The organism is Paenibacillus fonticola DSM 21315 (assembly GCF_000381905.1).
In the GTDB taxonomy this organism is placed as follows: Bacteria; Bacillota; Bacilli; order Paenibacillales; family Paenibacillaceae; genus Fontibacillus; species Fontibacillus fonticola.
On record NZ_KB907269.1, the window covers coordinates 85,081 to 96,088 of the forward strand.

Annotated in this window: 13 protein-coding genes; 9 read left to right on the forward strand and 4 right to left on the reverse strand. The window is 41.3% G+C overall.

The annotated features are described in order from the left end of the window. Positions 1-300 precede the first annotated feature (300 nt). From G358_RS0122175 to G358_RS0122190, 4 genes are all read left to right on the forward strand, one after another. Positions 301-888, forward strand: coding sequence for an RNA polymerase sigma factor (locus G358_RS0122175; protein ID WP_019639458.1), 588 nt, complete (start codon positions 301-303; stop codon positions 886-888). Beyond that, the gene (locus G358_RS0122180) at positions 863-1,921 is read left to right on the forward strand and encodes a hypothetical protein (RefSeq protein ID WP_019639459.1); all 1,059 of its coding nucleotides are present in this window, start codon (positions 863-865) and stop codon (positions 1,919-1,921) included. Before G358_RS0122175 ends, G358_RS0122180 begins: the two co-directional genes overlap by 26 nt. A gap of 199 nt (positions 1,922-2,120) precedes the next feature. After that, positions 2,121-3,194 carry a hypothetical protein gene (locus G358_RS0122185; protein ID WP_019639460.1) on the forward strand — a complete coding sequence of 358 codons (1,074 nt, stop codon included), beginning with the start codon at positions 2,121-2,123 and terminating at the stop codon, positions 3,192-3,194. Positions 3,195-3,277: 83 nt separating this feature from the next. Beyond that, positions 3,278-4,306, forward strand: coding sequence for a hypothetical protein (locus G358_RS0122190; RefSeq protein WP_019639461.1), 1,029 nt, complete (start codon positions 3,278-3,280; stop codon positions 4,304-4,306). 709 nt (positions 4,307-5,015) lie between these two features. Here the strand turns inward: G358_RS0122190 and G358_RS0122200 are convergent. The 3 genes from G358_RS0122200 to G358_RS0122210 form a co-directional block, all read right to left on the reverse strand. Then, positions 5,016-5,843 carry a CPBP family intramembrane glutamic endopeptidase gene (locus tag G358_RS0122200; RefSeq protein ID WP_019639463.1) on the reverse strand — a complete coding sequence of 276 codons (828 nt, stop codon included), beginning with the start codon at positions 5,841-5,843 and terminating at the stop codon, positions 5,016-5,018. An 88-nt stretch (positions 5,844-5,931) separates the two neighbouring features. Continuing rightward, the gene (locus tag G358_RS0122205) at positions 5,932-6,585 is read right to left on the reverse strand and encodes a response regulator transcription factor (protein ID WP_019639464.1); all 654 of its coding nucleotides are present in this window, start codon (positions 6,583-6,585) and stop codon (positions 5,932-5,934) included. Then, on the reverse strand, positions 6,572-7,747 hold the full coding sequence (locus tag G358_RS0122210) for a sensor histidine kinase (RefSeq protein WP_019639465.1): 1,176 nt from the start codon (positions 7,745-7,747) through the stop codon (positions 6,572-6,574). The genes G358_RS0122205 and G358_RS0122210 overlap by 14 nt, the downstream gene beginning before the upstream one ends. A gap of 140 nt (positions 7,748-7,887) precedes the next feature. Here G358_RS0122210 and G358_RS0122215 point away from each other — a divergent pair, with 140 nt between their 5' ends. Both G358_RS0122215 and G358_RS0122220 read left to right on the forward strand, forming a co-directional pair. Then, positions 7,888-8,313 (forward strand): MerR family transcriptional regulator, encoded by a 426-nt coding sequence (locus tag G358_RS0122215; RefSeq protein WP_019639466.1) that lies wholly within the window; start codon positions 7,888-7,890, stop codon positions 8,311-8,313. Beyond that, complete coding sequence (locus G358_RS0122220; protein ID WP_019639467.1) at positions 8,313-8,666, forward strand: DUF4260 domain-containing protein; 354 nt, start codon at positions 8,313-8,315, stop codon at positions 8,664-8,666. The genes G358_RS0122215 and G358_RS0122220 overlap by 1 nt, the downstream gene beginning before the upstream one ends. 282 nt (positions 8,667-8,948) lie before the next feature. On the opposite strand, the gene G358_RS30670 is transcribed toward G358_RS0122220, so the two are convergent. Beyond that, positions 8,949-9,305, reverse strand: coding sequence for a DUF4190 domain-containing protein (locus tag G358_RS30670; RefSeq protein WP_019639468.1), 357 nt, complete (start codon positions 9,303-9,305; stop codon positions 8,949-8,951). 253 nt (positions 9,306-9,558) lie between these two features. Here G358_RS30670 and G358_RS0122230 point away from each other — a divergent pair, with 253 nt between their 5' ends. The 3 genes from G358_RS0122230 (at position 9,559) to G358_RS34300 (ending at position 10,564) form a co-directional block, all read left to right on the forward strand. Further along, a complete protein-coding gene (locus G358_RS0122230) occupies positions 9,559-9,996 on the forward strand; it encodes a DinB family protein (protein WP_019639469.1) in 438 nt (145 codons plus the stop codon). A 12-nt stretch (positions 9,997-10,008) separates the two neighbouring features. Continuing rightward, complete coding sequence (locus G358_RS0122235; protein WP_019639470.1) at positions 10,009-10,341, forward strand: hypothetical protein; 333 nt, start codon at positions 10,009-10,011, stop codon at positions 10,339-10,341. A 100-nt stretch (positions 10,342-10,441) separates the two neighbouring features. Continuing rightward, positions 10,442-10,564, forward strand: coding sequence for a hypothetical protein (locus G358_RS34300; protein ID WP_019639471.1), 123 nt, complete (start codon positions 10,442-10,444; stop codon positions 10,562-10,564). Positions 10,565-11,008 lie beyond the last annotated feature (444 nt).

Consider the following 11,008-nt stretch of genomic DNA (forward strand, 5'->3'; position numbering starts at 1 on the left):
GTGGTCCTTTCGCCTTTTTGTGATCTTTTTGGGTAACTGGTTGTAGCTTGTTGCTGGATTAATCGCAGGAGGTGCTTTCCAGTCGTCTTAATGATCCGTTGCTTGCCTTCGGCAAACCACGGGCTTCGTACGTTACAAGTGGATAACAAGGCTTCTCTAGTGTTTTATACCCGTAAATATTCTTTTTCTTTTTCACCATTTCAAGGTCGATGATGTTACCAAGTATTATTCTTGATGTTGCTGTCACAAAATGAGCTGCATTGGTGTATTAAGAGTGTAGCCAGGAGGGGGGGATGATTTTTGGATAGACACTACAGAGAGTATAAATCAAACTCAGAAGAAATTGAGATGCTGATTGAAAGGACTAAGTTTGGTGATAAGGAAGCTTTCGCTTCAATTATAAGAAACTTTGAAAAACCAATGTATATCTATTGTTACCATATGCTCAAAAGCAAGGAAGAAGCCGAGGATGCTCTACAAGAAATATTTATTAGAGTGTATGAACAGATACATAAGTATCGTCCAAATATGAGTTTTTCGGCATGGCTGTACAAAATTGCCTACAATTACAGTCTGAATCAAATCCGGGGCAAAAAAAGGTGGCTTCGTTTTATAGATCGTTATAAATATGATCAGCCTGAGGCCTCGACTGAGCAAATCGACAGTCAAACTATACTGAAGGATATTCTAAATTTACTGACTACTGAAGAGAGACATATATTAGTTCTCCGGGCGATTCATCGATATCACTTTAACGAGATTAGTGAAATGATGAATATGAAACCAGCAACCGTGCGAAAAAAGTATGAACGTCTTCGCAAAAAACTACAAACGAAGGAAGTTAATGAAGGAGGAACAGTGAATGCGTCGATCACCAAATCCATCTAAAACCGTAAGTATTCACCAGGTGGAGCAAATGATTCGGGATACGGAGACGCCAGAGCACAGCATGAGTCAACAGATTGTAGAAAAACTTGAATTAAAAGGCGTGCCACCACAAAAGCCATTCTTCACAAGAAGAGCGGGAATCATCACAGCGGCATTAGTTGCTTTTTGTGTGTTTCTAACTCCTGTGATGGCTCAAACCATAGAGCGTCTATCATTGCTTGAATATATCAATCCTTTTGTCAAAGAAATGAAAGTAAATCCAAATGAGAAGGTGGATACACTTTATGCGCAAGGCTCGGATGGGAATAAGCAATTTCATACGGGGATGATTCGCTTTGATGACATTGAGGACCAAGAGTTTAAAAGCCAGTTGCAAAGGGTTTGGGATGAAATTTTCCCCCAAGGAGAAGGAATTAATGATGTGATTATGTACGAATATGAGCGTGACACATATCACATAGAGGCGCGAAACGAAAACAGATCCATCGAATTTGACCAGGGTAACTGGTATTATGCGAAACAAACGATTGGAGAGGACCAGGTTCCAGATGCTGCAAAAGATGCAGCGGATCGAGCTTTTAATAAAGTTGGGGATTTTAAACAAAGTAAACGGTCAGTAAGTCAAATGATCTTAAGACCCGATCAAAACCCGGTGTATAAGTTCGTGTATGAAACAAACAAGGGTTCTATCCTCATTGATGTACAAAAAAATACGAATCAGATCATAAGGGTATTAGCTTTTCCGTTGTCGGATCATCTTAATAAATTGGATGATAATAAATATCGTGACTTAGTCGAGAAAACAAAAGCAATTAAGCTGGACAAGGTTCGTGAGGAAACCGTGAAACAAGCTAAAGTATGGATGAATTTGGACTTAGCTGAGTATAACGTATCCAAACTTGAACACCGGTTTGATACATTAACTTTCACAAAAGCAGGTTCTCCAGACGTGACTGCGCTGTTCACCTCTAAAGGGACGATCTATTCTATTGAAATAGAGCTACGGGAGTTATCTGAAAAAGGAACGGACTAATCAAGGAAATGATGAGTAGGCTGGATTAAAATGGCTCAATCTGTAAAGCCTAGCAAGTTGAACGTGGGTGCTGCTCGGTCTAAGGCAGATAGGGGAGGTGATGACTACTGGTTTTCTATAGATTCATTCCAACGTGACTGAACCATTCCATTAAAAAGCTGAGGGCAAAGCAAAATAAAAAATAAAGGAGTTTATAAATATGAATAAAAAAATAATTTTTCCTATCCTCGGAGTAGCCTTATTATCAGGAAGTCTGCTGGGATACCAACCACCTGTTCAGGCAGATGCACCTAACACGGTAAATATCAATGTTTCACAGGATGTGAAGCTTGATCAGAAGCTTATGCAACAGGCTCAGGATAAACTTAAGGAGCTGACAGGAAACACGTATACGTTAATTGAAGGAACTGCCATGAAAGGTTTTATGAGTTTTAAAAGAGAGAATTTCAAGGACGATATTATTACTTATAAAGAAAATGGAAAGCTCGACAATATCGGTATTAAGATCAATTATGAAGATTTAAATGGCGGAAAATATCAAACCAAACTGAAGGAAACGTGGGAAGCTTTGTTCCCAGGGGAAACACCAAAGTATGTGAGTATCTCAGAGTCAATCTACTATGAGGGTACAATCTCATCGAATGCTATGCAAAATAAGCAAATTTATATGCAAGAGAATGGCAATGTTTATGGCGTAAATTATGCTCCTGACGATGCCCCGGCAAGCGTGCAGAACAAAGCTGCTCAGGTATTCTCCAAGCTTACCGATGGAAAGGTCAAGCAGGGTGCCAAGTTGGATCGTATATATGTCAGCGATGGCAAACCGAATGTGTATCAATATAAGTATAAATCAAAAACGATGGATGTAATCTTTGCAATTGAAGAACAAACGCTGGAACTGTTCCAAGCAGATGTATATCATTCTGACGGTAAAAGTGTAGACAGTTATGAAGAATTTCAGAAACGTGAAAATGAAAAAAGCGCAAAAATTAAGAAGTTGACGTTAGACACTTTAATGAAGAGCGCAATGAGAGATGCAAAAAATATGCTAGATCTGGATTTGGAAGGATATAAGGGAGCAAGAGGAACAAATGCATGGGATGAGGATTATATGACGTTCACAAAAGAAGGGGCTCCTTCCGTTACTGCTAGATTTAATAAAGACGGATCGTTTAGCAGCTTTATTATTGATAAGTATAATCAGAGTATCGATTTTTACGGAATGACCATCCAAGGTCCTCCAAATGAAGAAGTCAAATTGTTAATTGACTGATATGTATTGAAAAGTAGCTTGGAGATGCACTTATATTTTATTCATTATGTCCATGAGATTGCAAAAGAAAGGAGTTCATTGATATGAACAGAAAAAAAATGATCCCTATCCTCGGAGTAGTCTTATTATCAGGAAGTTTGCTGGGATACCAAACAGTTGTTCAGGCAGATGCACCTAACACGGTAAATATCAATGTTTCACAGGTTGCTAAGCTTGATCAGAAGCTTATGCAACAGGCTCAGGATAAACTTAAAGAGCTGACAGGAAATACGTATACGTTAATTGAAGGAACTGCCATGAAAGGTTTTATAGGTTTTAAAAGAGAGGATTTCAAGGACGATACTATTATTTATAAAGAAAATGGAAAGCTCGAAAATATCGGTATTAAGATCAATTATGAAGATTTAAATGGCGGTAAATATCAAACCGAACTGGAGAAAACGTGGGAAGCTTTGTTCCCAGGGGAAGCGCCGAAATATGTGAGAATCTCAGAGTCAATCTACTTTGTGGGTACAATCTCATCGAATGCCAAGCAAAATAAACAAGTTTATTTAAAAAAAGACGAGCAGGCTTATGGTGTGAATTATGCTCCTGACAATGCCCCAGCAAGCGTGCAGAAGAAGGCTGATCAGGTATTATCCAAGCTTACCAATGGAAAGGTCAAGAATGGGGCTAAGTTGGATCGTGTGTTTGTCCGTGATGGAAAACCGACTGTTTATCAATATAAGTATAAATCAAAATCTATCAATGCGAGCTTTGCAATTGAAGAAAAAACGCTGGAACTGCTCCAAGCAGGCGTACATTATAGTAATGGTAAAGATGCAAAGACCAAGAAGCTGACGTCAGACACTTTAATGAAGAACGCAATGAGAGACGCGAAAACGATGATAAATTTTGATTTGAAAGGATATAAGGGAGCAAGAGGAACAAATGCATGGGACAACGATCAAATGACTTTCACCAAAAAAGGGGCTCCCACAGTCACTGCCACAGTGGATGCAGCCGGGTCGTTTAACGACTTTATAGTAGAGAAGTATGGTCAGTATCTCGCTTTCAACGAAAACACGATTGTAGGGGCTCCAGATGAGGAACCAAAATTATTAATCGACTAATTCTAAATTGTTATGCGATGGATAAGAAGGTAGGTATGCTTGTATATAATTTCGGACGAGTGGCAAAGCAATTACCTCTTTAATACTAGGTATAATATCCTTAATTACTTTGCCATTAGGAGGAATCATACTCCTTGGAATCGTTGGCTTCCCATGAATGCTGTGAATACTGTGTAGACACAACAAGACCGCTTTCCCAAAACTGGAAAGCGGTCAGACTGTTTAGAAAAGCTAATGAATCGTTTGTTGGTGGATGACATTGTCGTATCCCCCCATACAAAAGTCTCCTTAGAGCCGTCCCTTGAGGGATTGACGCATAAATAACAACCTCTAACACTAATCTTCCATAACCCTTTTCATTTTCCAACACCAAAATTTGTCGCCGTTACTTATGATAGGCTCTACATATCTCTAAAGCGAAGTTTCTTGCGCCGCGGCGGTTACGTTATACTATTTATCTAAAAGGCTAAAGAAGGCGCGTTCAGTAACTACATTATTTTTTTAAAAGCGCGGTTCATTAAAACAACCTAGGCTGCTTTGAGCGAATGCAGAGCATTAAACTATATTAACTCCGTTCTTCTCAGTTTGGGCAATATTGGGAAATACCTCCAGTAATAATTCCTTATCGTTTACTGGGGTTGTTTTTTCGTTCATGAGCTGGACAATCTTTTCAAGATCCAGCTTTCCATGCAAATCAGAGAGAAACAAATCATGGCCGTTTCCGTGCAGCACGGATCAGCATCGGAATGGCAATCACAAGTCCTAGGATCACCGTAACAATAGAGCCCTCCAGCCCAAAGTCTCCCCCGGTGAGCCATGCTGCGCCGTTTGCCTTCACAGTATACAACCCGGCCGAGGGGAGTCCGGATACAGGAATGCCAAGCGCAGCTTCGAGTGCATTCCAAGCAAAATGCAGCCCCATGGCGAACCACAAATTACGCCGCCACAAGAATGCAGCTCCGAGCAGAACCCCTGCTTCTAGGGTGATGGCAAGTGCGCTCCATAGTGTTGCTCCTGGATTGCCCAGATGGAAGGCCCCAAAGGTAAGCGAGGTTATCGCGAGTGCAATCCAGCTGCCCCCTAATTTCTGTATAGCTTGAAGCATCAATCCACGAAACACCAGTTCCTCGACGATGGCTGCGCTCAGCGCTGTTGCAATGGACGTCATGAGAATAGAACCCGGATCTGCAGCAGCCGCCCATTGAAAGGAGTAGCCGCCGAGCAGAACAATAATAAGCGTGGACACTGCGATAAAAACCGTTCCCGTGATTACGCCCAGGACAGCTTCCACCCCTGCGTGCTGCCCGGACAGCTCTGAAATGGGCCGCTGAGCCAAGTATTTCATAATAAGCTTATACACTAGGATAGCTAATAAGCCCATCAGGAGTGTTAAGAATAGGGAACCGGCCCCTTCTACTCGCTCGGTCAGCACAAGGAATAACCCCTGCACAAGAATAATAGCGACCGAACCCACAAGCATCCAGGTAATTGGAAAGCGCAGCAGCCTCTCTATGTTGTTGGACCTTGTTTTCTTCATGTCTTTCATCAGCTCCTATAACGTTTGGTAGTTATGAGTTTATGCTGAAAAAGTCATAAAGACACAGTGCGCTTTGGTCATGACATGATTACTTGTGATCCAATATGCCCGAATCTCGGGCTATGCGGGCAGCTTCTCGCCTTCCCTTGACATGAAGCTTCGAATAAATCGTTGAGATGTAATTCTTAACTGTCCCTTCACTAAGAAAAAGCGCCTCAGCAATGTCTTGATTGCGCAGGCCGAGAGCCAGCTTATGCAGCACTTCGAGTTCACGGGCGCTGAGCCCGTATTCATTACTTTTTACGGCGGAGGAATTGTTCATGTTCATGCTTTTAATCATTTTGCCCGCCATCTCTTGTGTTATTAAGGTGCCTCCCGCATGAACCACGCGTATACCTGCAGCCAGATCCTTGGGATGGATGGCCTTGAGCAGATAACCTTCTGCGCCATGACCTAACGCCGCAAGCACATACTCCACTTCCTTATAAGAGGTCAGCATAATAATCTTGATGTCAGGGAATCGCTTCTTAATCAGGGCCGTTGCAGCCACGCCGTCCATGACAGGCATGTTGATATCCATCAGCACAATGTCGGGCTGAAACTGCTCGCAGCCCTGAATGGCTTCCTCCCCGTTTTTTGCCAATGCAGCTATTTCGATATCTTCCTCCATGGATAGCACGATATGTAAGCTTTCCAGGATTAATTCTTGATCATCAGCAATCAGCACCTTAATGTTCGACATGCAGCAGCACTCCCTTCAGCGGAATTTCACATCTGACTTCGGTCATCGCCTCAGCTTCCTCCTTAGAATCCACGGACAAGCTGCCTCCCAATCGCTCGATTCGATGCTTCATCGTGTTCAAGCCGAAGCCATAATCCATTTTTTTAATCGGTATGCCGTTATTTCGGACAATTAATTGCAGCGTGCTCACGGCAAACTCCAGCTCCAAGAACAATTGAGATGCTTTTCCATGCTTTAGCGCATTCGTAAAAGCTTCCTGAATGACACGGAGGACCGTTTGCCGCGCTTCAAAAGGCAACCTGGGCTCTGTCCCCAGCAGATTGACGGTGAGTACAGTTCCCGTGTGCTCCTGGAAACGGAGGACAAGGTTCTCCACCTGCTGTGTAAGACTCGACCCCTCTTCTTCTCCCATCTCATGCACAATGTTTCGCATGTCGTCCAAATTTTGTTCAGCGAGTGCCCTTAAGCGGATTAAACGGCCTTTAACCTCTTCTGGCTTCTGATCCAGAAGGGCAATAGAAGCATCAAGGCTCATAATAAGTGCGATAAAGGAGTGCCCCAATGTATCATGAAGCTCCTTCGACATACGGTTGCGCTCTTCTTGAAGCGTCATTGTCTCGATTTCCGCAGTGTAGAGGGTTAGCAGCTTATTTTGCCGCTCCACTTCTAGTGCTAGTTTATTCTTCTCTTCATATGCTTTGGCTACGGAGCTCGCCCAAATGCCGATGAAGCAGAACAGCAAATTGTCTGATGCGAAGCTAAACGCCTCCTCCCAAGGCAAATGCAAGTAAGTCTGCGATAAAAAAGGAATGAAAGCCACCACAGGAATAACCCAGATCGTCTTCTTCGTCATTAGGTATCCCAGGATAAGACTGAGCAGCAAATAGTCCGCCCTCGAAGTCAGATCCGGATGAATGTCAGAATTCACATAATAAGAACCGCCCAGCAGCAGCTCTAGTATGCAGAACCAAGTCTTGTTATTTCTAAGCCCAGGGAACCAGAACAGCATAGGGACGACAAGCGCTAGAGTCAGCCAAAGAATATTCACTACCGTCAGGATTGAAAATTCACTTACTTCCAATAGACGGGACGCTAGCAAAATATAGTGATACGAACGAAGGGCAAATAGGCCCCATTCCATGAAAGATAATATTTTTTTCATATCGTCATCCCACTTTTCCAGTAAAAATAAATCAGCACCAGTGCATCCAGTGTATCAATTATAAGGGAAAAATATGTTAATTAATAGTTGACTCTGGAGTTTACTCCAATGTTATGATTTTACTGGAAGGGAGGCCGACAATGAAAATCAAGGATTTTGCGAATAAATATCAAATTCAAACCGATACCATTCGTTATTATGAGAAAGAAAACTTATTGAATCCAATAAGACGAGAAAATGGTTATCGGGAATTTGATGAAGAATGTGAGAAGCAGATACAGCTTATCATCGTATTAAAGCAATTAGGATTTACAATTAAGGAAATTCAACAATCACTTATACTACGAGACAGATCCATATCTACGGAATGCAAGGATGCAACTGTATTGTTATTGAATCAAAAAATAATGAATCTTGAGGAAAAAATTCGGTTTTACCAACAAGCATTGAGAGTGGTTCAAACCATTAAAGAACTTGCGAGTGAAGTAGAGTATTCAGAGAATATTGAAGATATCGAAAACCTATTGCTTGGTTTATTTCAACATGGTTTAAAGGGAGAGATATGATGACAAATAAACAAATCGTTCATGTTGAATATGCACTTGCCTTTGTACTTTCCTTTTTTATTTACATGCAGCTACACTTTCCTATATGGTTGTTTGTTGCTCTTTTATTCGTTCCCGATCTTACAATGCTTGGGTACACCATGAATAAGAAAATAGGTGCGATTGTTTATAATTTGGGACACACCTTTATTTTCCCCCTGCTTTTTACATTAGGTTACTTATATTTTTCAAACGATTATCTATTATTAGGATCGATCATCTGGATCGCTCATATCTGTATGGATAGAGCAATAGGTGCTGGGTTGAAATATCAAGATTCTTCATTTACTAATACACATATACAAAGGCTTTAACGTAACAAATTAGACAGAAGGTTCTTGGATCTGCTACTTCGCTCTATAGATGTTACGGTGAGCCGCAGCACAAATGAGGCGAATTTTTGGACCGCCGCGGCGCAAGAAAATTCACTTTTGAGATGATATGTAGTGCCTATCATAAGTGACGGCGACAAATGTTGGTGTTGGAAAGTGAAAAGGGTAATGGAAGAATAGGGATGGAGGTCTAAGGAGACTTTTGTATGGGGGAATACGACAGTCTGACCGCTTTCCAGCTTTGAGAAAGCGGTTTTGTTGTGTCTACACATTATTCATCGCATTCATGAAGCTAGCCACAAACGAGATAACAAAGGCAAGCACATTGATAGCCGTCGCGACGATTCCGCATACCAATCCTGCAATTGCCATACCGCGTCCTCGCACCTGTACTCGCTTGATTTCTTTAAACGATAAAGACGATAACACAATCGCAACGATACCGCTGAAGAAGCCAATGATTCCAAGGACTATGATTACTCCTAATGGCAAAGTAATTAAGGATATTATACCTAGTATTAAAGAGGTAATTGCTTTGCCACTCGTCTTAGCCTGTGGCGGAACGTAAGATTGGGTTAGCGGAGAAAACCCGTATTGTGGCTCTTTGTGATTGTTATCCAAGGAATACCCTCCTATTAATGAGTCATTGTTTCTATTATACGCCCCATAGTAAATTATTGTAAATCTATCTCGTAAATTAATAATTTTTGCCGAACCGTATACAACTCCCCTTTAACTCACTCTAACAAGTGTGAATGAAATATTGATTCGGAATTTGAGGGCACGAGCAGAAATTCTCATAGTTGCATATAATGGATTATTTTGGTACAGTAAATGGAAACATATGTTCTTAAATAGTTAAGGAGGATTTCAGATGAATTCAAAAGGATATCTCTACGCAGCAGAAATGTTGGATTTACTAGTCACAGTAGTTAACAAGGAAAAATGGAATGATGTTTTGATACCCGAACTTGGGTCGCTTGGAAGGCTATTCGCCCATATGATAAGAGTAAGAGATGTTTATCGTAAGAGCTTGATTACTGGTCGTGTGATTTTACCCGGAACCCCTGTTCCAAAGGGGATTGATTTGGTTGATGAATTAATTCGCAGTCGGAATGAGTTAGCGGAAGCAATTGTTAAAACACAGGTTGAAAGGGTTTATTGGAGTGACGATTATTTTGTGCCCCCTAGTGAATTAGTCAGTATGGCTATTCAACATGAGGCCATTCACCAAGGTCAATGGTATGTGGCATTAAAACAATTAGCAATTCCTATACCAGAACAATGGAAATCAGATTGGCACTTATTTTAAGGGGAAATTGTTATGATTAAGTATGAAATCATAAACTCCAATTTGTCCCAAGTCAAACTGTTTGACCACGAACTTGTTATTCAAGAGATTGAAGAGGTTATAAATCAGTTTAAACTTAACATTACTCAAAAGACAACTTTATCGACAATGAAGGGTTCAGTTCATTATCATTTAAAACAAGAAAAGAAAGCAGGGGTTTTGGAAATTACTTACTGGCCGGATAAGCATCGGTTGTGGGTAGAGATACATAACAATAGGTGTTATGAATGGAATAAATCCATAATTAAACCCTTTGCGGAGGCATTATCTGTTCGTTTCAAAGGTGAAGTGGCGTTTATTACATAGTGGAGAGTAGCATATTTTACAGAAAGGGCTGTCCAGAAAGTAGTCAATAAAAACTGACTTTTTGGCAGCCCCTTGATCTTCATAGGTGGTTTGAGGGCTAATGGAATGGGTGAGAGTGGTAGAACTGATGAGAATGATGTTTGATGAGATTACTGGTAGAACTGATGAGAATGATGAGATTACTGGTGGAACTGATGAGAATGATGAGATTGATGAGACCTGAGTGGAATTGGCTAAACTCGCAGGACTGGCCACCCGTTAATGGACACCAGATCCGCTATTTGTTGAAATAGACCCTCTTTCACAATGCTTGCGGACCCTGGTTCCGTTATTTGACCAAATAGACTGCAAAATCCACGTTTTTGGGCGCAATAGCGGAACGTAGGTCCGTTAGCTCTCCAAACTCCTCGTTATTTCACCAATAGTTATAATGAACGAAACCGACGTCCTCTTTTGCTCATACGTAGGTTACTTGTGGGAATAATGGGAATGAAATGCCCCAAAAATCCCAAAACAGAGCTACAAACAAAAAGGAGTCGGTTCACTATGAAGTCTTTCACAAAATACGTGGGTTTAGACGTATCCAAATCAAAAATTGCTGTCGCGATCGCGGACCAAGGCCGGGATGAATCCAGGTTCTATGGAACCATTGAGCATACCGAGGAAG

Bases quoted from the DNA above. Each gene is read 5' to 3' on its own strand.
- G358_RS0122190 (WP_019639461.1), top strand. From the start codon at position 3,278: ATGAACAGAAAAAAAATGATCCCTATCCTCGGAGTAGTCTTATTATCA.
- G358_RS0122235 (WP_019639470.1), top strand. From the start codon at position 10,009: ATGATTAAGTATGAAATCATAAACTCCAATTTGTCCCAAGTCAAACTG.
- G358_RS34300 (WP_019639471.1), top strand. From the start codon at position 10,442: ATGGAATGGGTGAGAGTGGTAGAACTGATGAGAATGATGTTTGATGAG.
- G358_RS0122230 (WP_019639469.1), top strand. From the start codon at position 9,559: ATGAATTCAAAAGGATATCTCTACGCAGCAGAAATGTTGGATTTACTA.
- G358_RS0122220 (WP_019639467.1), top strand. From the start codon at position 8,313: ATGACAAATAAACAAATCGTTCATGTTGAATATGCACTTGCCTTTGTA.
- G358_RS0122215 (WP_019639466.1), top strand. From the start codon at position 7,888: ATGAAAATCAAGGATTTTGCGAATAAATATCAAATTCAAACCGATACC.
- G358_RS0122210 (WP_019639465.1), bottom strand. From the start codon at position 7,747: ATGAAAAAAATATTATCTTTCATGGAATGGGGCCTATTTGCCCTTCGT.
- G358_RS0122205 (WP_019639464.1), bottom strand. From the start codon at position 6,585: ATGTCGAACATTAAGGTGCTGATTGCTGATGATCAAGAATTAATCCTG.
- G358_RS0122200 (WP_019639463.1), bottom strand. From the start codon at position 5,843: ATGAAGAAAACAAGGTCCAACAACATAGAGAGGCTGCTGCGCTTTCCA.
- G358_RS0122185 (WP_019639460.1), top strand. From the start codon at position 2,121: ATGAATAAAAAAATAATTTTTCCTATCCTCGGAGTAGCCTTATTATCA.
- G358_RS0122180 (WP_019639459.1), top strand. From the start codon at position 863: ATGCGTCGATCACCAAATCCATCTAAAACCGTAAGTATTCACCAGGTG.